22 protein-coding genes are annotated in these 20819 nt (G+C 61.3%); 10 read left to right on the forward strand and 12 right to left on the reverse strand.

Annotated elements, in window-relative coordinates:
* Nucleotides 1-41: 41 nt before the first annotated feature.
* The 5 genes from rplS to ffh form a co-directional block, all read right to left on the reverse strand.
* The gene (rplS, locus tag AC1RAC_RS07215; protein WP_003175895.1) at nucleotides 42-392 is read right to left on the reverse strand and encodes a 50S ribosomal protein L19; all 351 of its coding nucleotides are present in this window, start codon (nucleotides 390-392) and stop codon (nucleotides 42-44) included.
* Between the two features lie 45 nt (nucleotides 393-437).
* On the reverse strand, nucleotides 438-1211 hold the full coding sequence (gene trmD / locus AC1RAC_RS07220; protein WP_153475158.1) for a tRNA (guanosine(37)-N1)-methyltransferase TrmD: 774 nt from the start codon (nucleotides 1209-1211) through the stop codon (nucleotides 438-440).
* Nucleotides 1193-1729: a ribosome maturation factor RimM gene (gene rimM, locus AC1RAC_RS07225; protein ID WP_003175898.1), complete on the reverse strand. Its 537-nt coding sequence runs from the start codon at nucleotides 1727-1729 to the stop codon at nucleotides 1193-1195. Before rimM ends, trmD begins: the two co-directional genes overlap by 19 nt.
* 5 nt (nucleotides 1730-1734) lie before the next feature.
* Nucleotides 1735-1986 carry a 30S ribosomal protein S16 gene (rpsP, locus tag AC1RAC_RS07230; protein ID WP_003175899.1) on the reverse strand — a complete coding sequence of 84 codons (252 nt, stop codon included), beginning with the start codon at nucleotides 1984-1986 and terminating at the stop codon, nucleotides 1735-1737.
* Between the two features lie 251 nt (nucleotides 1987-2237).
* Complete coding sequence (gene ffh, locus AC1RAC_RS07235; RefSeq protein WP_003193965.1) at nucleotides 2238-3614, reverse strand: signal recognition particle protein; 1377 nt, start codon at nucleotides 3612-3614, stop codon at nucleotides 2238-2240.
* Between the two features lie 232 nt (nucleotides 3615-3846).
* Here ffh and AC1RAC_RS07240 point away from each other — a divergent pair, with 232 nt between their 5' ends.
* The 3 genes from AC1RAC_RS07240 (at nucleotide 3847) to AC1RAC_RS07250 (ending at nucleotide 7586) form a co-directional block, all read left to right on the forward strand.
* A complete protein-coding gene (locus tag AC1RAC_RS07240; protein WP_034115853.1) occupies nucleotides 3847-4659 on the forward strand; it encodes a cytochrome C assembly family protein in 813 nt (270 codons plus the stop codon).
* A 12-nt stretch (nucleotides 4660-4671) separates the two neighbouring features.
* On the forward strand, nucleotides 4672-5910 hold the full coding sequence (locus AC1RAC_RS07245; RefSeq protein WP_089042376.1) for a transporter associated domain-containing protein: 1239 nt from the start codon (nucleotides 4672-4674) through the stop codon (nucleotides 5908-5910).
* 365 nt (nucleotides 5911-6275) lie between these two features.
* On the forward strand, nucleotides 6276-7586 hold the full coding sequence (locus AC1RAC_RS07250; RefSeq protein WP_003193968.1) for an MFS transporter: 1311 nt from the start codon (nucleotides 6276-6278) through the stop codon (nucleotides 7584-7586).
* 121 nt (nucleotides 7587-7707) lie between these two features.
* On the opposite strand, the gene purT is transcribed toward AC1RAC_RS07250, so the two are convergent.
* The 5 genes from purT to AC1RAC_RS07275 form a co-directional block, all read right to left on the reverse strand.
* Nucleotides 7708-8889 (reverse strand): formate-dependent phosphoribosylglycinamide formyltransferase, encoded by a 1182-nt coding sequence (gene purT / locus AC1RAC_RS07255; RefSeq protein ID WP_259284659.1) that lies wholly within the window; start codon nucleotides 8887-8889, stop codon nucleotides 7708-7710.
* A gap of 70 nt (nucleotides 8890-8959) precedes the next feature.
* The gene (locus AC1RAC_RS07260; protein ID WP_003193971.1) at nucleotides 8960-9427 is read right to left on the reverse strand and encodes a preQ0 transporter; all 468 of its coding nucleotides are present in this window, start codon (nucleotides 9425-9427) and stop codon (nucleotides 8960-8962) included.
* Nucleotides 9428-9575: 148 nt separating this feature from the next.
* Nucleotides 9576-9791, reverse strand: coding sequence for a DUF1289 domain-containing protein (locus tag AC1RAC_RS07265; RefSeq protein ID WP_072447199.1), 216 nt, complete (start codon nucleotides 9789-9791; stop codon nucleotides 9576-9578).
* On the reverse strand, nucleotides 9788-10312 hold the full coding sequence (locus AC1RAC_RS07270; RefSeq protein WP_034115859.1) for a gamma carbonic anhydrase family protein: 525 nt from the start codon (nucleotides 10310-10312) through the stop codon (nucleotides 9788-9790). Before AC1RAC_RS07270 ends, AC1RAC_RS07265 begins: the two co-directional genes overlap by 4 nt.
* 35 nt (nucleotides 10313-10347) lie before the next feature.
* A complete protein-coding gene (locus AC1RAC_RS07275) occupies nucleotides 10348-10950 on the reverse strand; it encodes a CoA pyrophosphatase (protein ID WP_492616461.1) in 603 nt (200 codons plus the stop codon).
* A 147-nt stretch (nucleotides 10951-11097) separates the two neighbouring features.
* On the opposite strand from AC1RAC_RS07275, the gene AC1RAC_RS07280 reads away from it, so the two are divergent.
* The 7 genes from AC1RAC_RS07280 to nagE all read left to right on the forward strand — a co-directional run bounded on the left by AC1RAC_RS07280 (nucleotide 11098) and on the right by nagE (nucleotide 19595).
* A complete protein-coding gene (locus AC1RAC_RS07280) occupies nucleotides 11098-11646 on the forward strand; it encodes an NUDIX hydrolase (protein ID WP_034128643.1) in 549 nt (182 codons plus the stop codon).
* 36 nt (nucleotides 11647-11682) lie between these two features.
* Nucleotides 11683-12186: a L,D-transpeptidase family protein gene (locus tag AC1RAC_RS07285; RefSeq protein ID WP_014719790.1), complete on the forward strand. Its 504-nt coding sequence runs from the start codon at nucleotides 11683-11685 to the stop codon at nucleotides 12184-12186.
* A 262-nt stretch (nucleotides 12187-12448) separates the two neighbouring features.
* Nucleotides 12449-13195: a GntR family transcriptional regulator gene (locus AC1RAC_RS07290; protein WP_034128644.1), complete on the forward strand. Its 747-nt coding sequence runs from the start codon at nucleotides 12449-12451 to the stop codon at nucleotides 13193-13195.
* A 22-nt stretch (nucleotides 13196-13217) separates the two neighbouring features.
* Entirely contained in the window at nucleotides 13218-14324 is a 1107-nt protein-coding gene (gene nagA, locus AC1RAC_RS07295; RefSeq protein WP_181123962.1) for an N-acetylglucosamine-6-phosphate deacetylase, read from the forward strand.
* Complete coding sequence (locus tag AC1RAC_RS07300) at nucleotides 14305-15327, forward strand: SIS domain-containing protein (protein WP_087149524.1); 1023 nt, start codon at nucleotides 14305-14307, stop codon at nucleotides 15325-15327. Before nagA ends, AC1RAC_RS07300 begins: the two co-directional genes overlap by 20 nt.
* Before the next feature lie 30 nt (nucleotides 15328-15357).
* Nucleotides 15358-17871, forward strand: a complete 2514-nt coding sequence (gene ptsP / locus AC1RAC_RS07305; RefSeq protein ID WP_492616485.1) for a phosphoenolpyruvate--protein phosphotransferase — start codon at nucleotides 15358-15360, stop codon at nucleotides 17869-17871.
* A 26-nt stretch (nucleotides 17872-17897) separates the two neighbouring features.
* Nucleotides 17898-19595 carry an N-acetylglucosamine-specific PTS transporter subunit IIBC gene (gene nagE / locus AC1RAC_RS07310; protein WP_259037996.1) on the forward strand — a complete coding sequence of 566 codons (1698 nt, stop codon included), beginning with the start codon at nucleotides 17898-17900 and terminating at the stop codon, nucleotides 19593-19595.
* A gap of 305 nt (nucleotides 19596-19900) precedes the next feature.
* Here the strand turns inward: nagE and AC1RAC_RS07315 are convergent, their stop codons facing one another.
* On the reverse strand, nucleotides 19901-20194 hold the full coding sequence (locus AC1RAC_RS07315) for a DUF6124 family protein (RefSeq protein WP_229999976.1): 294 nt from the start codon (nucleotides 20192-20194) through the stop codon (nucleotides 19901-19903).
* 309 nt (nucleotides 20195-20503) lie between these two features.
* Entirely contained in the window at nucleotides 20504-20815 is a 312-nt protein-coding gene (locus tag AC1RAC_RS07320; RefSeq protein ID WP_492616462.1) for an NGG1p interacting factor NIF3, read from the reverse strand.
* Between the last annotated feature and the right edge of the window lie 4 nt (nucleotides 20816-20819).

A 20819-nucleotide genomic window follows, 5' to 3' on the forward strand; every position in this document is an offset into this window, starting at 1 on the left:
GCAGCCCGTAGGCTGCTTTTTTCTGCATCGGGGAGCTGGACTTAAGCCAGTTTTTCCTTGATGCGAGCTGCTTTACCGGACAGGTCACGCAGGTAGTACAGCTTGGCTTTACGTACGTCACCGCGACGCTTGACGGCCATGCTGTCGATTTGCGGGCTGTAGGTCTGGAAAGTACGCTCTACGCCAACACCGTTGGAGATTTTACGAACAGTGAAAGCACTGTTCACACCACGGTTACGCTTGGCGATTACCACGCCTTCGAACGCTTGCAGACGCGAACGGTCGCCTTCCTTCACTTTCACCTGAACGACAATGGTGTCGCCCGGGGCAAAGGTAGGGATCTCTTTGGTCATCTGCTCTGCTTCGAGTGCAAGGATGATTTTGTTAGTCATGCTGTGCTCCTAAGGTAAGTCAATGGACCTACCATCGATACGTTGTTAACTATCGTCCCGCGCGAGGATGTATTCCTCGAGCAGCTTCTTCTCTTCTCCAGAAAGCGAGCGGCTTTCCAGAAGATCGGCGCGTCGTTCATAGGTCCGACCAAGGGACTGCTGTAAACGCCAACGCCGGATGTGTGCGTGATTGCCACTTAGCAATACGTCGGGAACACGCTGATCCACATACACCTCCGGACGGGTGTAGTGCGGGCAATCCAGCAAACCATCCGTGAAGGAATCTTCCTCCGCGGAGTCCGCATGCCCTAAAGCTCCGGGCAGCAGTCGTGTAACCGCATCTATCAGGACCATCGCCGGCAGCTCGCCGCCAGACAGGACATAGTCCCCAATCGACCACTCTTCATCGACATGAGCTTCAATAAAACGCTCGTCAATGCCTTCATAGCGACCGGCAATCAGGATCAAACTTTCCTCATTCGCCAGTTCGCGTACCGCCGCCTGTTTCAGCTGACGGCCTTGAGGGGACAGGTAAATTACCTTCGCCTTCTCCCCGGCGGCTGCCTTGGCCTGAACCAACGCATCTTCCAGGGGTTTGATCTTCATCACCATGCCCGGGCCACCGCCAAATGGGCGATCGTCCACAGTGTGATGTCGATCCGTCGTGTAGTCTCGCGGGTTCCAACAGGTGAGCTGCAACAGCCCCTGTTTCACCGCCCGACTGGTGATGCCGTACTCGCTGATGGCGGAAAACATCTCGGGAAACAAACTGATCACTTCAATGCGCAAATTAGCCACGCTTAGAAGTCCGCGTCCCATTCCACCTTCATCTCGCCCGCGGCCAGGTCGACGGCCAACACGCATTGCTCGGTATAGGGCAACAGGCGTTCACGGTCATCCAGGCTGCCAGCGCAAGGCTTGACCACCATTACATCATTGGCGCCGGTTTCCAGAAGATGATCGATTTTCCCCAGCAATTGCCCGAGTTGATCAATAACCTTCAGACCTTCCAGCTGGTACCAGTAGTACTCGCCGTCGGTCAATTCAGGGAACAGGTTGCGCGGCACGCAGATCTCATAACCGGCCAGAAGACGAGCTTCTTCACGATCATCAAGACCCTTGAGCTTTGCGACCAGGAACTTGTCGCTCCCGCGTCCACTGACCAGCTCAACCTGCTTCACACTACCCTCGCGCTTGAGCGTCCAGGTTTTGTACTGCAACAGGTTTTCAGTCGGATCCGTAAAGGAATACACCTTCACTTCGCCGCGAACGCCATGAACAGAGTAAATCTTGCCGATAACGATCAAATCATCAGCAACAGCTGGCGTCGCGTTCATATTGCTCAGGCTGCGGCCTTAGCCGAGTCCTTCAACAGTTTTGCAACGCGCTCGGATGGCTGTGCGCCAACGCTCAGCCAGTAGGCTACGCGCTCTTGGTTCACGGACAGACGAACTTCTTGACCACGAGCAACAGGGTTGAAGAAACCAACCTGTTCCTTGTGCGAACCGTCACGCGGGTTGCGGCTGTCGGTTACGGTCAAGTGGTAAAACGGGCGCTTTTTGGAGCCGCCAAGGGCAAGACGGATTGTTAGCATGTGAACATCGTTCCTGTAGTCGGTGCTGCAAATCTAAATGCACAGCGGGCATAGGTGCCCGAAAGGCCGCATATTCTAAGGAATATCCGGACTTTTGCAAATGTCTTTTTCTGGCGCCTATCAGCGTGCCATTCAGATCTGCTATAGAGCCGTCGGTTAAAACGGCGAGTCAGCGCCCGCCAACGGCGGGTTTGCTGGAGATCCCACATCCTTGTGGGTCGGAGCGGGAGCTGGGCTCCCACTCGAATACTTTACATTTTAGGCATGCCGCCGCCGGGCAACATACCGCCCATGCCGCGCATCATCTTGGCCATACCGCCCTTGGCGGAGAATTTCTTCATCATCTTCTGCATCTGCTTGTGCTGCTTGATCAAGCGACCGATGTCCTGCACCTGGGTACCGGAACCCATGGCGATCCGGCGCTTGCGCGAACCGCTGATCAGCTCAGGGTCGCGGCGCTCGGCCGGGGTCATAGAGTTGATGATGGCTTCCATCTGCTTGAACTGTTTCTCTGCCGCGCCCTGGGCGTTGCCCATTTGCGCCAGGTTCACACCGCCGATGTTGGGCAGCTTGTCCATCAGACCGCCGAGGCCGCCCATGTTCTTCATCTGTTGCAGCTGGTCGCGGAAGTCTTCGAGATCGAAGCCCTTGCCCTTCTTCAGCTTCTTGGCCAGTTTGTCGGCCTTGTCCTTGTCCAGCGTGGCTTCGGCCTGCTCGATCAGGCTGAGCACGTCACCCATGCCAAGGATGCGCGAGGCGATACGCTCAGGGTGGAACGGCTCGAGCGCTTCGCTCTTCTCGCCCATGCCGATGAACTTGATCGGCTTGCCAGTAATGGCACGTACCGACAGCGCGGCACCGCCACGGGCGTCGCCGTCGACCTTGGTGAGGATCACGCCGGTCAGCGGCAGTGCGTCACCAAAAGCCTTGGCGGTGTTGGCCGCATCCTGGCCGGTCATGGCGTCGACCACGAACAGGGTCTCGACCGGGTTGATCGCGGCATGCAGCGCCTTGATCTCGCCCATCATCTCTTCGTCGATGTGCAGGCGACCGGCGGTATCGACGATAACCACGTCGATGAACTTGAGCTTGGCTTCTTTAATAGCCGCGTTGGCGATGTCGACCGGCTTCTGGCTCAGGTCGGACGGGAAGAAGGTCACGCCCACTTCGCCCGCGAGCATTTCCAACTGCTTGATGGCCGCCGGACGGTACACGTCGGCCGATACCACCATCACGGATTTCTTCTTGCGCTCTTTGAGGAAGCGCGCCAGTTTGCCGGCGGTGGTGGTTTTACCCGCACCTTGCAGGCCCGCCATCAGCACGACGGCTGGCGGCACGGCACTGAGGTTCAGGTCTTCGTTGGCCGCGCCCATCAGGCTTTCGAGTTCGGCCTGGACGATCTTCACAAAGGCCTGGCCCGGGGTCAGGCTGCGGGACACTTCGGTGCCGACCGCACGCTCCTTGACCGAGTTGACGAAGTCCTTCACCACCGGCAAAGCCACGTCGGCTTCCAGCAACGCCATGCGCACTTCACGCAGGGTGTCTTTAATATTGTCCTCGGTCAGCTTGGCCTTGCCGGTAACGTGGCGCAGCGTCTGCGAGAGACGGTCAGTCAAGTTTTCAAACATGCGCGATCCTTTCAGGCCCTATTCATCGAAATGCAGGTAGACCGAGGTAATGGCGGCCCAGGCTGGGGGAAATCGCTATTAAAAACAGCGTTCGCCGAGCCTGCGGCGTGGGCAGGTCGCGGATTATAGCGAAGACTGCGCCCATGCACACCCGCTGTCTGGCCCGGGAGTCTTTCGTGCAACGCAGGTGTGTGCCAAACTCAACGCCTTTCGGGCTTGCCTACCAGGATTTATGCTCCCCTTGTCACCCAGTTTGCTACCCAGCCTCGCCGCCGCCATTTTGTATGCCGCTGCGACCCTCTATCAGGGCACTCGTCTGGCCCAAGGCACCAAAGCGGACAAACGTCTGCTCGTCGGCCTTGGCGTGCTGGCCCTGCTGGCCCATGCCGCCAGCCTGTTCACCCACCTGATGACCCCGGTCGGCCTGGGCCTGGACTTTTTCAGCGCCGCCAGCCTGATCGCCGCGGCCGTCATCGCGCTGACGCTGCTGGCCTGCTACCGGATTCCGGTGGAGAACCTGCTGGTGCTGCTATTCCCCCTGGGAATGCTGACGGTGCTGCTGGCGCAGTTCACCCCTACTGGCACCGTACAGGTGATCGACGAGGAGCCGGGCATCCTTGCCCACATCCTGTTGTCGATCCTCGCCTACGGCATGTTCACCATCGCGGTGTTCCAGGCCCTGCTCCTGCTGCTGCAGGATCACCAGCTCAAGCACAAGCACCCGTCCGGGTTGATCAAGAACTTCCCGCCGCTGCAAACCATGGAAAGCCTGCTGTTCGGGTTCCTGTGGGCCGGCTGGACCCTGTTGTCGCTGTCGCTGATCTCCGGCTGGCTGTTCGTCGAAAACCTGTTTGCCCAGCACCTGGTGCATAAAACCTTGCTGGCGTGCCTGGCCTGGGTCGTGTTCAGCGTGCTGCTGTGGGGGCGCAACCGCCTCGGCTGGCGTGGGCACAAGGCCATCCGCTGGACCCTGGCTGGTTTCTGCCTGTTGATGCTGGCCTATTTCGGCAGCAAGCTGGTTCGCGAATACATCCTGCATATCTGACGGGCAGTGATCATGGACAACTTGCCCTTAGGGCCGATGCTCGCTGTAATTGCCCTGCTGATTCTATGGGCAGCACTGTTTACCGCCATTGAAGCCGCGCAACAACACCTGCTGGCCCTACGCCCTGGCACACGCCAGGGCGACAAGGCGGCCGCACGCCTGAGCTTCCCGCGCCATAGCCTGATCCTGTGCAACAGCCTGTGCCGCGCCGCCGTGGTGATTCTCTGCACCCTGCTGGCGATCTATGCCTGGGCAGAGAACGGGCCCTGGCTAGGCTGGCTGATTTCCTGCGCAGGGCTGCTGGTGCTGGCCGACTACCTGCCCCGCACCCTGGCTACCCGTCACCCCCAAGCAGTGCTGGGCTTTGGCAATACCTTGCTGGGCGTGCCGCTGAAAATCCTTTACCCGCTGGCCTGGCTGCTCAATGGCATCAGCCAGCTGTTATTGCGCCCGTTTGCGCGCAAAGCCGGCATGGTGAAAAACAGCGACGAGCCCCTGCCCGACCATGATGACGACCCAGAGCCCGACACCGACGCCGACCGCACTCCCGGCCTGCCCGGTATCCATGCCCTGGACAACATCACGGTCAACGACATCCTGGTGCCGCGCAGCGAAGTGGACGGCATCAACCTTGATGAGTCGATAGAAGACATCATCGAACAGTTGCGCACCTCGCCGCGCACCCGCCTGCCCGTGTTCCACAGCGACATCAACCAGGTGCAGGCCGTGCTCAATACCCGGCAGGTCCAACACCTGCTGCCCGACGCCAGCCTGACCAAAGAGGCCCTGCTCGCCGCCTGCCACGAGCCTTACTTCGTGCCGGAAAGCACGCCGTTGCAGCTGCAACTGCTGAATTTCCACAAACAGCAGCGGCGCCTGGGCATGGTGGTGGACGAGTACGGTGAAGTGCTGGGCATCGTCACCCTGGAAGATATTCTGGAAGAGATCGTCGGCGAATTCGAAAGCGATCAGGCGGTGGATAACCCGCATATCGAAGCCCAGCCCGATGGCCGCTACATCATCGACGGCGCCGCTTCGATCCGCGAACTGAACAAAAGCCTGGGCTGGCACCTGCCCAGCGACGGTCCCAAGACCCTCAACGGCCTGGTGACCGAAGCGCTGGAAACCATTCCCGATTGCGCGGTCTGCCTGAAAGTCGGCCGCTATCGCCTGGAAATCCTCGAGACCGAAGACAACCGGGTGAGCAAAGTATTGATCTGGCATACCAGCCACGTGCCAGTCGCTGCCTGACCTCAGCAGGCTCAACCCGGTCAATGTGGGAGCTGGCTTGCCTGCGATGCAGGCGACTCGGTCCTTCAGTTGAACCGAGGTGATGCTATCGCAGGCAAGCCAGCTCCCACATTGATCCAGTTCCAGGCCATAGATCCTCACCAGCCCCTTGTTGGATCCTTAGCCCCCTTCCTATAATCCCTGCGGCTTACCCAAGCCCCGCCAGACCGCGTGCTATCCGCACCCAGCGTGTCCTGGCACCGCCTTACCATGTCCGACCGGTGTTTGCTCCCATCCCGAGCCGCCCCGCGCACAGCCCTGATCCATGGGTGTTCGACCAATAATAATCCGCGTCCAAACGCGCAATAACCGTCAGGGATAACGTCATGAGCACCACCTACCAAGAGGCTGCGAGCGCCGCACCTGCCAACTCGACCGCCCGCGTCGCCACCGCGAGCATCGTCGGCACCGCCATTGAGTTCTACGATTTCTACATCTACGCCACGGCTGCCGCCCTGGTGATCGGCCCGGTGTTCTTCCCACAGACCTCCGGCACCGCGCAGATGCTGGCATCGTTCCTGACTTTCGGTATCGCTTTTATCGCCCGCCCTCTGGGGTCGGCGTTGTTCGGTCACTTCGGTGACCGTATCGGCCGTAAATCAACCCTCGTGGCTTCACTGCTACTGATGGGTGTATGTACTACCCTGATCGGCTTGCTGCCGGGCTACGACAGCATCGGTGCCTGGGCACCGATTCTCTTGTGTGTCTTGCGTTTCGGCCAAGGCCTCGGCCTGGGTGGAGAATGGGGCGGCGCGGCCTTGCTGGCGACCGAGAATGCCCCCAAGGGCAAGCGCGCCTGGTTCGGCATGTTCCCGCAACTGGGCCCGTCGATAGGTTTCCTGGCGGCCAACGGCTTGTTCCTGATTTTGGCCATGAGCCTGAATGACGAGCAATTTCGCAGCTGGGGCTGGCGCATTCCGTTCATCCTCAGCGCCGCACTGGTGATGGTGGGCCTGTATGCACGCCTCAAATTGCATGAGACGCCGGTATTCGCCAATGCCGTGGCCAAGGAAAAACCAGTGAAAGTGCCGCTGGTGGAACTGTTCAGCCAGCATTGGCTGCCGGTACTGCTGGGCGCCGCGTCGATGGTGGTGTGCTATGCGCTGTTCTATATCACCACGGCGTTTTCGTTGAGCTACGGCGTTTCCACCTTGGGCTACAGCCGTGAAACCTTCCTCGGCCTGCTGTGTTTCGCGGTGCTGTTCATGGGGCTGGCGACACCGCTGGCCGCCCTGGCCAGTGATCGCTACGGGCGCAAGCCGGTGCTGATTGTCGGCGCGGTCCTGGCGATTCTGTCGGGCTTTACCATGGAGCCGCTGCTGACCCATGGCTCGACCTGGGCCGTAGCGCTGTTTCTGGCGTTGGAGCTGTTTTTGATGGGCGTGACCTTCGCACCGATGGGCGCGCTGCTGCCAGAACTGTTCCCGACCCGCGTGCGTTATACCGGCGCATCGGCGGCGTATAACCTGGGTGGGATCGTGGGAGCGTCGGCGGCGCCGTTCTTTGCGACCAAGCTGGTGGCGATGGGTGGTTTGAGTTATGTCGGGGGATATGTATCGGCGGCAGCGTTGCTGAGCTTGATTGCGGTGCTGTGCCTGAAAGAGACGCGGGATAACGACTTGAACAAGGTCGCCTGACCCCATGCTCGTTCCCACGCTCTGCGTGGGAATGCAGTTAGGGACGCTCTGCGTCCCCAAGCGCGACGCAGAGCGTCACAAGAGGCATTCCCACGCAAAGCGTGGGGACGAGCGTGGCGGCTTAGAGCTCTACAACAACTGCTTGGGAAGCACGGGTCGCCTTGGCCCGAGCTGCTTCAATCGACTCATCCCGCGCCAGTGCCACGCCCATGCGGCGCTGGCCGTTCACTTCAGGTTTGCCAAACAGACGCAACGCTGTATCCGGCTCGCTCAGCGCGGCGCCGAGGTTGGCGAATGCAGTCTGGGTGGATTGCCCTTCCACCAGGATCACCGCCGACGCCGAAGGCCCGAATTGACGGATCAACGGGATCGGCAGGCCGAGGATGGCGCGTGCGTGCAAGGCAAACTGCGACAGGTCTTGGGAAATCAGGGTCACCAGGCCGGTGTCATGGGGGCGCGGCGACACTTCGCTGAACCACACCTGATCGCCCTTGATGAACAATTCCACGCCAAACAAGCCACGGCCGCCCAAGGCTTCGGTCACGGCTTTGGCAACGCGCTCGGACTCTGCCAGGGCAATCGGGCTCATGGCCTGCGGCTGCCAGGACTCCTGATAGTCGCCCTTCTCCTGGCGATGGCCCACCGGCGCGCAGAAAGTGGTACCGCCGATGTGACGCACGGTCAGCAGGGTGATTTCGTAGTCGAAGTCGATAAAGCCTTCGATGATCACCCGACCCTTGCCGGCACGCCCGCCTTCTTGGGCGTAGTCCCAGGCTTTCTGCACGTCGTCGGCGCTGCGCAACAGGCTCTGGCCCTTGCCCGACGAACTCATCACCGGCTTGACCACGCACGGAAAGCCCAGGTCCTGGACGGCCTTGCTGTAATCTTCGAAGGTATCGGCGAAGTGGTACGGCGAGGTCGGCAGGTCCAGCTCTTCGGCGGCCAGGCGACGGATGCCTTCACGGTTCATGGTCAGCGACGTGGCGCGGGCGGTGGGGATCACGGTGAAACCTTCGGCCTCCAGCTCAACCAGGGTCGCGGTGGCGATGGCTTCGATTTCCGGCACGATGAAATGCGGCTTCTCCGCCTCGATCACCGCACGCAATGCGGCGCCGTCGAGCATGTTGATCACATGGCTACGGTGCGCCATCTGCATGGCCGGCGCATTGGCGTAGCGATCCACGGCAATCACTTCAACGCCCAGGCGCTGCAGTTCGATTACCACTTCCTTGCCCAGCTCACCGCAGCCACACAGCAAAACGCGGGTCGCGGTTGGCGACAATGGAGTTCCGATTCGGGTCATCTCAGGTCCTCAGGGGAGCGGATCATGGGGGAGAAAGGCGGGCATTTTACATGAACTGTAAAAATTGGCCTCAGTTGGCGACAGCCCGCCGGCGGATACGCCAGGCCATGATCAGCCAGACCACGGTGACACCGGCGAACTTGGATACCAACGCCGTGCCCGCCACCGCCGGCGTCAATGCGCCGATCAGGCCGAAAAAGATAAAGGTATCGAGGGGAATGCTCAGCGCCGAACTTATCCACAGGCGGTCATGCAGCGGGCGCTTGGTGATGCTGAACACCAGCCAGTCGATGCACTCGGACACCGCAAACGCCGTGGCACTGGCCAGGGCAATGGACGGGTCGGAGGTGATATAGGAGAGCACCAGCGCCGCGAGCATGGCGATGATTGCGCCGTGGCCGAAGCGGGTTTGCACCATGTCGCGCAGGATAAATACCAGGCCACCCCAGGCGGACCAGATGACGTCCAGGTGTGGGGCGGTGGAGAAGGCGAAGTTGATCAGCACGACGCTGCTGATATAGGCGATCAGGAAAAACATGGAGGATGGACCTGTGGGCAATGCCGCACAGGGTACACAATTACAAGGATGTCGTCTGGCAGGGCCTCATCGCAGGCAAGCCAGCTCCCACATTTGAAGGTATTCACACATCAAGGGTGGGAGCTGGCTTGCCTGCGATGGCGGCCTGTCAGGCGCCAGATTTCCCAGGGGTCATCCACACCATCCCACTCGCCACCGCCCGCTCATGGCACAACCCCAGCACCAGCCGGCGCTCGGCGTTGTCCATGCGGCTCCAGCGCGTAATCTCATCCACATTGCGCTGACAGCCGGTGCAGATATCGTCGTCGTCCAGTGCGCAAATACTCACGCACGGCGAGGCAACAGGCCGTTCAACCGTACTCATTCTTCCTGCTCAACCAGATCCCGCGCATAACGCTGCGAGTTATGCACATAGTGCGCAGCGCTGGCTTCGAGCATGCGCTTTTGCGCCTCGGTCAGCTCACGCACCACTTTGCCTGGCGAGCCCATGACCAGCGAGCCATCGGGAATTTCCTTGCCCTCACCGATCAGCGAGTTGGCGCCGATGATGCAGTGCTTGCCAATCTTGGCGCCATTGAGGATCACAGCGTTGATGCCGATCAGGCTGTAGTCGTCAACGGTGCAGCCGTGCAGCATCGCGTTATGACCAATGGTCACGCCGGTGCCGAGGGTCAGCGGGTAGCCCATGTCGGTGTGCATCACGCTGCCGTCCTGCACGTTGCTGTTCTTGCCGATCAGGATCAGCTCGTTATCTCCACGCAACACCGCGTTGAACCAGACGTTGGCGCCCTCCTCCAGTTTGACCTTGCCCACCAGCGTGGCATTCGGTGCAACCCAACTGTCGGGATGGGTCTCGACGCGGGCGTCGCCCAGGCGGTATTTCATGGTTTTTCCTCACGGCATGCCATTTGAACGATGGCTTATAGATTGATGAAGCTCTTGGGCGGCTGGTGCAGGCTGATTTTGGCATCGTCATAGAGCAGGTTGATCAGCTCGACGATCATGATCGCTGTCAGCCCCCAGATTTTGTATTCGCCGAACCTGTAGCTTGGCACGTACCAACTACGGCCCTGGTAATCAATGCGGTGGGTATGTTCGCGTGGGTCCTGTCGGAAAAAATTCAAAGGCACGCTGAAAACGGCGGCAATCTCGGCGTCGTTGGCCAGGTATTCGACGTAATCGGGGATCACACCTACATAGGGCGTTACGCGGATGCCGTGCAGGGAAATCAGCGGGCTCAACGGGCCTATGACCTCAACCAGCCCCGGCGGCAGGCCGATTTCTTCTTCGGCTTCGCGCAAGGCGGTAAAGATCAGGTCCGGGTCTTCGGGGTCGCGGCGCCCGCCGGGAAAGGCCACTTCGCCACCGTGGGTCGACAGGCCGCTGGCGCGCAGGGTCAGGATCAGCTCGGGTTCGTCACTGCGGGTAATCGGCACCAGCACCGCAGCCTCGGGGAAACGCCCGTCGGTTTCCAGGGTGTGGGGGGTGTGGTTGCTTACCCGGCGAAGTAGCTCGTCCAGCATGAGTCATCTCGGTCTGTTGGCTACCTTGCATCATGCACCAAAGCGTGCGAGCGCCCAACCCCAAAACCGCAGCGCTGTCGCGAAACGACAACTTGCAGGAACGCCCGGCACCGAGCCAAGATGTGCCCATTGTCCAGGAACCCCAGCATGAATTTCTGCAGCCAGTGCGGCAAACCGGTGACCCAACGCATTCCCGAAGGCGACGCACGCCTGCGCTATGTATGCGACCACTGCTCGACCATTCATTACCAGAACCCCAATATTGTCGCCGGTACCCTGCCGGTATGGGGCGACCAAGTGCTGTTGTGCCGCCGCGCCATCGAGCCACGCCTGGGTTACTGGACCCTGCCCGCAGGCTTTATGGAAAACGGCGAAACCGTCGAGCAGGCGGCCATGCGTGAAACCCTGGAAGAAGCCTGCGCCCGGGTGCGCAACCTGAGCCTCTATACCCTGATCAATGTGCCGCACATCAGCCAGGTGCATATCTTCTACCGCGCCGAACTGATCGACCTGGACTTTGCCGCTGGCCAGGAAAGCCTGGAAGTGAGATTGTTCGACGAAGCCGATATCCCTTGGTCCGAGCTGGCTTTCCGCACGGTCGGGCGTACCTTAGAATGCTTCTTCGCTGACCGTCGCCAACAGGCATACCCGGTACGTAGCGAATCTGTGCCACCGCTGTCCAAGCCCGCCCAATAACAAGCCGGCCAATGTCGCCAAAGGGATACCGTTTCAATGCGTTGGTTGCTTGCTCTGATCTGCCTGTCGTTCGCCACGCTGTCCCCGGCCTCCACGGTGCAAACCCTTGGCGGTAAAACGGTCGAGAAAGTCCTGGTGCTCAAGTCCGCCCACCAGCTGCAGCTGATCAACGACGGCAAGCCGTTCAAGACCTATCGCATCTCCCTGGGCAAGAACCCCAAGGGCCACAAGCTGATCGAAGGTGACCGCCGCACGCCCGAAGGCCTCTACTGGATCGACTGGCGCAAGACAAGCGACCGCTTCAACCTGGCCATGCACATTTCCTACCCGAACATCAGCGACGCCGCTCGCGCCCGCCGCGAAGGCGTAAAGCCGGGCAGCATGATCATGATCCACGGCACCCCCGACACCGAAGACTACCCGGAACAGTGGTTCCACACCCTGGACTGGACCGACGGCTGCATCGGCATGCGCAATGTGGATATGCGCGAAGTGTGGAACCTGGTCAAAGACGGCACCCTCATCGAGATTCGGCCGTAATCGCGTGCCGTTCGTAAAATAATTCGAAAATAATTCCTGTCCCAGGCAGCACCCGCCGGTGAATACCAGTTCACCGCGCGGGACCCTGCACTTGTGCGCGCAATAAAGACCTCTCTAATACCACTTGATACCAAGCCCCATTAAAGCGCCCTGAAACCGGGATTTTCACCGTTTTGGTAGCATTGACATGGTATTTAAGTGGTATTAGTTTTCGGCCATTATCGGGCGACAACATTCCAATAACGCATCGGAAACCTGACAGATGAATCCCATCCTGGCCCTGCGCCCCGACGACAAGCAATCCACGCCGCTGTACCTGCAACTGGCCCGCAGCCTTGAAGCAGCGATCCATGCCGGCCAGTGGAAATCCGAACAGGCCCTGCCTTCGGAACGCGCCCTCAGCGAGCAATTGAGCATCTCGCGGGTCACCGCCCGTAAAGCGCTGGAAGTGTTGATGGCTCAAGGGCTGATCCGTCGCAGCCAAGGCTCCGGCACTTTCATCACGCCGCGCCTGGAACAACCCTTGTCGCGCCTGTCGGGGTTCAGCGAGATGCTGCGGCTCAAGGGGTTTGTGCCGACGTCGCAGTGGCTGGAGCGCGACATCACCCCGCCAACCCACGAAGAGCTGATTCGCCTGGGCCTGTCGCCCACCGACAAAGTGGCGCGCCTCAAGCGCCTGCGCAAAGCCGATGACACGGTGATGGCGATTGAAATGACCGCCATGCCGGCCTCGGTGTTGCCTCATCCCCAGGCCATCGGCAATTCGTTGTACGAATATCTGGAGAGCATCGGCAAGCCCATCGTGCGCGCCTTGCAGCATATCCAGGCGATCAATGCCTCGGACGAGTTCGCCGCGCTGGTCGGCATCGCCCCCGGCACCGCCATGCTGCTGATGACCCGCGTGGGCTACACCGCCGACAACACGCCGATTGAGATCACCGACACCTACTGCCGCAACGACTACTACGACTTTGTCGCAGAGCTGCGCCGCCATGACTACTCCGCCTGAATGCGAACTTAGAGAACTGCCCATGACTGAAGACAATATCCTCACGCCCAGCGGCTGGATGCGTGGTCGCCTGGTGCATGAGCACGGCAAGGTTGTCGCCATTGACGGCACGCCGTGCGACCCGGCCGACAACGACCTGCCCTACCTGTTGCCGGGCTTTATCGACCTGCATGTGCATGGCGGTGGCGGCGCCGACATCATGGAAGGTGCGAGCGCCTTCGAGACCATTACCCGTACCCACGTGCGTTTTGGCACCACCTCGCTGCTGGCCACCACCATGACGGCGCCGGTGGAAGAAATTTCCCGCGTGCTCGGTGAGCTCGGCACGTTCTGCGAACAGCGGCCAGCCGGCAGCGCCCGCGTACTCGGCGTGCACCTGGAAGGCCCCTACATCAATCCGGGAAAACTCGGCGCCCAACCCAACTTCGCCCACACCGCGTTGATGCAAGAAGTGGAAGCCTACCTGCGCCTGGCGCCAATCCGGGTGATCACCATCGCCCCGGAAATCGCCGGCCACGACGGCCTGATTCGCGCCCTCAGCCAACGCGGCGTGCGCATGCAGATCGGCCACACCCTGGGCAGCTATGAAGAAGGCGTTGCCGCCCTGGCCGCTGGCGCCACCAGTTTCACCCATTTGTACAACGCCATGAGCCCGCTGCATCACCGCGAACCCGGCATCGTCGGCGCCGCGCTGGCCCACGCCCAGTACGCCGAGCTGATCCCGGACTTGCTGCACGTGCACCCCGGCGCCATGCGCGTGGCCCTGCGCTCGATCCCGTGCCTGTATTGCGTCACCGACTCCACCGCCGCCGCCGGCATGCCCGACGGAGAGTACAAGCTGGGCAGCCACACCGTGACCAAATGCCTGGGCGGCGTGCGCCTGGCCGACGGCACCCTGGCCGGCAGCACGCTGACCATGGATCAGGCGCTGCGCAACCTGGTGAAAATCGGCCTGCCCATCAGCGAAGCCTCACAACGCCTCTCGCAATTTCCTGCGGACTACCTGGGCCTGGAAGAACGCGGCCGCCTGCAACCGGGCAGCTTTGCCGACTGCGTGCGTCTGGACCGCTCCCTGACACTCACCGACGTAATGGTCGAAGGAGAAACCATTGACTTCAAAAATGCTTGAAGAGGCCCTGGCCTCCTGCGACGCCGTCGCGGCCCAACTGCAGCGCCTGGACCCGATGCTGGAAGAAGTCGCCGGCCGCCTGCGCCGCCAGCCGCCGCAAGTGGCGATGACCATCGCCCGCGGCAGCTCCGACCACGCCGCCAGTTACTTCGCCTACCTGGCCATGCAACACGTGGGCATTCCGGTGGCGTCGCTGCCGATGTCGGTGGTGACCCTGTTGCAGGCGCCGATGAAAGTCAGCGGCCAGGTAGCGTTTGGTTTCTCCCAATCGGGGCAGAGCCCGGACCTGGTCAACAGTCTGCGCTTGTTGCGCAAGCGTGGTGCCTTGAGCATCTCCCTGGTCAATGCCGAAGACTCACCGCTGGAAGCCGCCTGCGAGTTCCACGTGCCGCTGTGCGCCGGGCCGGAACTCAGCGTGGCCGCCACCAAGAGCTTTATCGCCACCCTCAGCGCCAGTGCACAGTTGATCGGCCACTGGAATCAAGAAGCCGACTTGCTGCAAGCCTGTCAGGCCTTGCCCGAGGGCCTGCGTGACGCCGCCAGACAGGATTGGCGCCTGGCCGTCGACGCCCTCAAAGGCAGCCAGCGCTTGATGGTGATCGGCCGTGGCGCCGGGTTTGCCATCGCCCAGGAAGCCGCGCTCAAGCTCAAGGAAACCTCGGCGATCCAGGCCGAAGCCTTCAGCAGCGCCGAAGTGCGCCACGGGCCGATGGCCTTGATCGACGAGAACTACCCCCTACTGGTGTTCGCCCCCCGCGGCGCCGAGCAGGCCGGCCTGCTGAGCCTGGCCGCCGATATGCGCCAACGCGGTGCTCGCGTGTTGCTGGCTGCGCCGGACGATATCGCCGAACGCGACCTGACGCTGAGCCGCGCCGAACACCCGAGCCTGGACCCGATCCTGGCTATCCAGAGCTTCTACGTGATGGCCGCAGGCCTTGCTGAGGCACGGGGCATGGACCCGGACCAGCCGCGCCACCTGAGCAAAGTCACCCGCACGCACTAAAGCGGCGTTTTCCTGATGAGTACCGTGCCCATGCCCAACAACAATAATCCATTGACCCTTAGCGCCCCCTTGAGTGGGCCGGTGCTGGCCCTGAACCGCGTCCCCGACGAAGTGTTCGCCAGCGGCGCCATGGGCGACGGTATCGCTATCGACCCGTTGAACGATTGCCTGCACGCGCCCTGTGACGGCGTGATCATCCACGTCGCGCGCACCGGGCACGCCCTGACCATCCGCGCTGATAACGGTGCCGAAGTACTGATGCATGTGGGCATCGACACCGTGGAGCTCAATGGCGAAGGCTTTGCCTTGCTGGTGAAGGACGGCGCACGGGTGAGCGAGGGTCAGCCGTTAGTGCAGTTTGATCTGGACCGCATCGCACGCCAGTGCAAGAGCCTGGTGAGCCTGATCATCCTGACCAACAGTGACCGCTTTGAGCTGACGCCCGTGACGCTGAAGACGGTCAAGATCGGTGAGCCGTTGTTGCAGATTGCTGCGCGCACCACCGCCACCGCCCAAGCAGCTGTGGATAACTCCAGCTTCGAGGCCAGCGCCAGCGTGCGCATCACCCATCGAGGCGGTTTGCATGCACGCCCTGCCGCCCTGATCCGCAAGACCGCCCAGGGTTTCAGCAGCCAGTCGCACCTGCACTTCGCTGATAAATCGGCGTCGTGCGACAGCCTGATTGGCTTGATGGGACTGGGCATCGGCGAAGGCGACGAAGTGCGGGTGAGTTGCCGTGGCCAAGACGCAGAGGCGGCGTTGCAAGGGCTGGTCGCGGCGCTATCCGTGACGGTCAGCGAAGCCCATCACGCCCCGGTAGCCACTGCTGCGCCACGTCGCGCCAGTGTGGAAGCCGATGTGCTGCAAGGCGTGTGTGCAGCACCCGGCCTGGTGTGCGGGCCACTGTTCCGCCTGTCCGGCATCGAGCTGCCCGAAGACACCGGTAACCATAGCGCCGACGAACAACAGCAGCGCCTCGACACGGCACTGGAGCAGGTGCGTGACGAAATCCGCAGCACCCTCGAGCATGCCCGCCAACGCAAGAATGTCGAGGAAGAAGACATCTTCGCCGCTCACCTTGCACTGCTCGAAGACCCGGCGCTGCTGGAAGCGGCCACCGACGCCATCGCCCACGGCAGCGCTGCCACCCACGCCTGGCGTGATGCGATCCAGGCCCAGTGCGCCGTGCTGTTGGCGTTGGGCAAGCCGTTGTTTGCCGAGCGCGCCAACGATCTTCGCGACCTGCAACAACGCGTATTGCGGGCCTTGCTGGGTGAGGCCTGGCACTTTGAGTTACCCGCCGGGTCGATTGTCAGCGCCCATGAACTGACCCCGTCAGACTTGCTGCAACTGAGTGAACAGCAGGCCGCCGGTATCTGCATGGCCGAAGGCGGCGCCACCTCCCACGTCGCGATACTTGCTCGGGGGAAAGGCTTACCCTGCGTGGTCGCCCTCGGTGCCGAGGTATTGGATGTGCCTCAGGGCCAGCGCGTGGTGCTGGACGCCATCAATGGCCGCCTGGAACTGGCCCCTACCGATGCGCGCCATGCTGAAGTGCACCAGATACGCGACGCGCAAAAACTGCGTCGCCAGCAGCAACAGGCCCAGGCGCAACAACCGGCACGCACCCGCGACGGTGTGAACATTGAAATCGCCGCCAATGTTGCCTCCAGCAGCGAGGCCCAAGTGGCGTTTGAAAACGGTGCCGATGGCGTCGGCCTTCTACGCACCGAATTCCTCTTCGTCGACCGCCGTACCGCGCCGGATGAGCAGGAACAGCGTCAGGCTTATCAGGCCGTATTGGATGCCATGGGCGACAAGTCGGTGATCATCCGCACCATCGACGTGGGCGGCGACAAGCAGCTCGACTATTTGCCGCTGCCGATCGAGGCCAACCCGGTGTTGGGCCTGCGCGGCATTCGCATGGCCCAAGTGCGTCCGGAATTGCTCGACCAGCAACTGCGTGCCCTGCTGCAAGTCTCGCCGCTGGCGCGTTGTCGCATCCTGTTGCCGATGGTCAGCGAGGTGGATGAACTGCTGCAGATTCGCCAGCGCCTGGATGAACTGTGCGCCGAGTTGGGTTTGAGCCAGCGCCCCGAACTGGGGGTGATGATCGAAGTGCCCGCCGCTGCGCTGATGGCTGAACAGCTGGCCGAACATGCGGACTTTTTGTCCATCGGCACCAATGACCTGTCCCAGTACACCCTGGCCATGGACCGCGACCACGCAGGCTTGGCCGCGCGCGTCGATGCGCTGCACCCGGCCTTGCTGCGACTGATCGCGCACACCTGCGCCGGTGCGGCGAAGCACGGGCGTTGGGTCGGCGTGTGCGGTGCCCTGGCGTCGGACCCGCTGGCCACGCCGGTACTGGTCGGCCTGGGCGTCACCGAGCTGTCGGTAAGCCCGCCGCAGATCGGAGAGATCAAAGACCGCGTTCGCCATCTGGACGCGGCGCAATGCCGGCAACTGAGCCAGGAACTGCTCAACCTGAGCAGCGCCAAGGCCGTTCGCCAAGCCTGTCAACACCACTGGCCGCTGAGCTGAAAACAACAAGAATAGGGAGACACGCCATGTACCAACACTTTATCGAAGGCCTGCAACGCCTGGGCCGCGCCTTGATGCTGCCGATCGCGATCCTGCCGATCGCCGGCCTGCTGCTGCGCCTGGGCGACACCGACTTGCTCAACATCGCGGTGATGCACGACGCCGGCCAGGCGATCTTCGCCAACCTGGCGCTGATCTTCGCCATCGGCATCGCCGTGGGTTTTGCCCGTGACAACAACGGCACTGCGGGCCTGGCCGGGGCGATTGGTTACCTGGTGATGATCTCCACGCTCAAGGTGATGGACACCACCATCAACATGGGCATGCTCGCCGGTATCGCCAGCGGCTTGATGGCCGGTGGGCTGTACAACCGCTTCAAGGACATCAAGTTGCCGGAATACCTGGCGTTCTTCGGTGGGCGGCGGTTTGTGCCGATTGTCACCGGGTTCAGCGCGGTGGGCCTGGGCGTGATTTTCGGCCTGATCTGGCCCCCGATCCAGCACGGCATCAACAGCTTCGGCGTGCTGTTGATGGAAAGCGGCAGCCTCGGTGCGTTCGTGTTTGGCGTGTTCAACCGCCTGCTGATCGTCACTGGCTTGCATCACATCCTCAACAATATGGCGTGGTTCGTGTTCGGCAGCTTCACCGACCCGGTAACCGGCGCGGTGGTCACGGGCGACCTGACCCGCTACTTTGCCGGCGACCCCAAAGGCGGCCAGTTCATGACCGGCATGTTCCCGGTGATGCTGTTCGGCCTGCCCGCGGCGTGTCTGGCGATGTACCGCAATGCTTTGCCTGAGCGGCGCAAAGTGATGGGCGGGATCTTCCTGTCGATGGCGCTGACCTCGTTCCTCACCGGGGTGACCGAGCCGATTGAATTTGCCTTCATGTTCCTGGCGCCCTTCCTGTACCTGATTCACGCGCTGCTCACCGGCCTGTCGATGGCGGTCACCGACCTGCTGAATATCCACCTGGGCTTTACCTTCTCCGGTGGGTTTATCGACATGGTGCTGGGCTGGGGCAAGTCCACCAATGGCTGGTTGGTGGTACCGGTAGGCCTGGCCTACTCGGTGATCTACTACACGGTGTTCAGCTACTGCATCCGCCGCTTCAACCTGAAGACGCCGGGCCGTGAAGACATCCAGGTGGTGCAGGCTGAAGCGATGAGCGATAACCAGCGTGCGACGGCTTATATCCAGGCGTTGGGAGGCGCCGAGAACTTGCTGAGTGTGGGTGCTTGTACCACGCGGCTGCGCTTGGACATGGTGGATCGCAACAAGGCGGTGGATGCAGAGTTGAAAGCGCTGGGTGCCATGGCTGTGGTGCGGCCGGGGAATGGTGGGAGTTTGCAGGTGGTGGTCGGGCCGATGGCCGATAGCATTGCTGATGAAATCCGCTTGGCGATGCCGGGGTTTGTTGCCGCAAAGCCTGCAGCGGTTGCGCCTGTGGATAAGCCGGTGGCGGTGAATGTACACGAGGCCGAAAAGTGGCTGAATGCCCTGGGTGGCCGAGAGAATGTGCGCCAACTGGAAGCGGTAGCGATGACCCGGTTGCGGGTGGAGTTGGGGGATGATTCGGTGCTGTCTGAAGCGGACCTCACTGCGCTGGGTTGCAAGGGTGTGAGCCAGCTGGATAGCGGGGTTTGGCACTTGTTGATTGGTGACAAGGCTTTAGGTTTGGGTGAGGCTTTGGAGCGGTTGGTTACCCGCCCTATCAACGCCTGACCGATCGTTCCCACGCTCTGCGTGGGAATGCCGCCCCGGACGCTCTGCGTCCCGCCCTGCGCAAGGGTGACGCTGAGCGTCACAGGATGCGTTCCCACGCGGAGCGTGGGAACGATCAGTTATGGGTGACAAGGCGTCCGGGTTGGGTGAAGCGTTGGAGCGGTTGGTGACTCGCCGGATCAACGCCTGATTTCCCCTGTGGCGAGGGAGCTTGCTCCCGCTGGGCTGCGCAGCGGTCCCAAAAATCCTGGGAGCGCTTCGCACTCCAGCGGGAGCAAGCTCCCTCGCCACAGAGTGTGGTGTATTCAGTTACTGGTGGGTACTTCGTGTAGATCCAGTACTCGATCCACCATCAACTGAATACCCTCTACCATCCGATGAATCCCCAGCACCGCATCACGGTGCGGGCCGTCGATTTCAAAAGCCAGATTACCCGCCAGTGCCTGTACGGATGCCAGGTCTTGGGAGGCATTGGCGAGCAGGGTTTCGGTGTTCAGACTGGGTAGTACGGTGAAGATCTGGTCGGACGGTGAATCACCAGCTTGGCGGGACTCGGCTTGAGATGAGATTGAACCAGTTAGCAAGTTGTCGCTGATCATCATTAAACTCCATATGGAATAGGCTCCTAGTGACTTTTCAGGCTTGCAGTCCCGGTCACTGAATTGGCAGCGACTCGAGAAGGTTAGTTGTGCGAGTTCCGACGGACAACCTGAAAGGCTTGTCGGAAAGTTCTGAGGCGCTTGCGCCGACGCCATCGCAGGCAAGCCAGCTCCCACATGGGATTGATGTACGGTCTGACAACGGGGTCAAATGTGGGAGCTGGCTTGCCTGCGATTGGCACTTAAAACCAACAAAAAACCCGCTGACCAAACGGGCCCAGCGGGTTTCTTGTTTATACAGCCCACGAATCAAAAATCCGCCAACTGCCACACCTCATACGCCGGAGTCTCATACGGGTGACTGAGTTTCAAAGCAGCCACAGCGGCCACGATCAATTCATCTGCCACCACCAACTCAACCTTCCACTCTTCAACCACTTCAACCTGGCCCACCTGCCCGATAAACGGCTGACTGCCGTCCAACGCGCGGAATTGGCCCTGGCCCAGCACTTGCCAGGCGCAGTTGTCGTAGTCGCCGATGCGCCCGCCGCCGGCTGCGAAGACGGCGGTTTTTACCGTCTCCACATGGCTGTCGGGCACGAAGAAGGCGAGCTTGTACACGGCC

It is taken from the genome of Pseudomonas sp. GW823-FHT02F05 (genome assembly GCF_058797315.1).

Bases quoted from the DNA above. Each gene is read 5' to 3' on its own strand.
- AC1RAC_RS07315 (WP_229999976.1), bottom strand. From the start codon at position 20,194: ATGATCAGCGACAACTTGCTAACTGGTTCAATCTCATCTCAAGCCGAG.
- AC1RAC_RS07275 (WP_492616461.1), bottom strand. From the start codon at position 10,950: ATGCTGGACGAGCTACTTCGCCGGGTAAGCAACCACACCCCCCACACC.
- ffh (WP_003193965.1), bottom strand. From the start codon at position 3,614: ATGTTTGAAAACTTGACTGACCGTCTCTCGCAGACGCTGCGCCACGTT.
- AC1RAC_RS07260 (WP_003193971.1), bottom strand. From the start codon at position 9,427: ATGTTTTTCCTGATCGCCTATATCAGCAGCGTCGTGCTGATCAACTTC.
- rplS (WP_003175895.1), bottom strand. From the start codon at position 392: ATGACTAACAAAATCATCCTTGCACTCGAAGCAGAGCAGATGACCAAA.
- purT (WP_259284659.1), bottom strand. From the start codon at position 8,889: ATGACCCGAATCGGAACTCCATTGTCGCCAACCGCGACCCGCGTTTTG.
- trmD (WP_153475158.1), bottom strand. From the start codon at position 1,211: ATGGGACGCGGACTTCTAAGCGTGGCTAATTTGCGCATTGAAGTGATC.
- rimM (WP_003175898.1), bottom strand. From the start codon at position 1,729: ATGAACGCGACGCCAGCTGTTGCTGATGATTTGATCGTTATCGGCAAG.
- AC1RAC_RS07245 (WP_089042376.1), top strand. From the start codon at position 4,672: ATGGACAACTTGCCCTTAGGGCCGATGCTCGCTGTAATTGCCCTGCTG.
- AC1RAC_RS07265 (WP_072447199.1), bottom strand. From the start codon at position 9,791: ATGAGTACGGTTGAACGGCCTGTTGCCTCGCCGTGCGTGAGTATTTGC.
- rpsP (WP_003175899.1), bottom strand. From the start codon at position 1,986: ATGCTAACAATCCGTCTTGCCCTTGGCGGCTCCAAAAAGCGCCCGTTT.
- AC1RAC_RS07290 (WP_034128644.1), top strand. From the start codon at position 12,449: ATGAATCCCATCCTGGCCCTGCGCCCCGACGACAAGCAATCCACGCCG.
- AC1RAC_RS07285 (WP_014719790.1), top strand. From the start codon at position 11,683: ATGCGTTGGTTGCTTGCTCTGATCTGCCTGTCGTTCGCCACGCTGTCC.
- AC1RAC_RS07280 (WP_034128643.1), top strand. From the start codon at position 11,098: ATGAATTTCTGCAGCCAGTGCGGCAAACCGGTGACCCAACGCATTCCC.
- ptsP (WP_492616485.1), top strand. From the start codon at position 15,358: ATGCCCAACAACAATAATCCATTGACCCTTAGCGCCCCCTTGAGTGGG.
- AC1RAC_RS07240 (WP_034115853.1), top strand. From the start codon at position 3,847: ATGCTCCCCTTGTCACCCAGTTTGCTACCCAGCCTCGCCGCCGCCATT.
- nagA (WP_181123962.1), top strand. From the start codon at position 13,218: ATGACTGAAGACAATATCCTCACGCCCAGCGGCTGGATGCGTGGTCGC.
- AC1RAC_RS07270 (WP_034115859.1), bottom strand. From the start codon at position 10,312: ATGAAATACCGCCTGGGCGACGCCCGCGTCGAGACCCATCCCGACAGT.
- nagE (WP_259037996.1), top strand. From the start codon at position 17,898: ATGTACCAACACTTTATCGAAGGCCTGCAACGCCTGGGCCGCGCCTTG.
- AC1RAC_RS07250 (WP_003193968.1), top strand. From the start codon at position 6,276: ATGAGCACCACCTACCAAGAGGCTGCGAGCGCCGCACCTGCCAACTCG.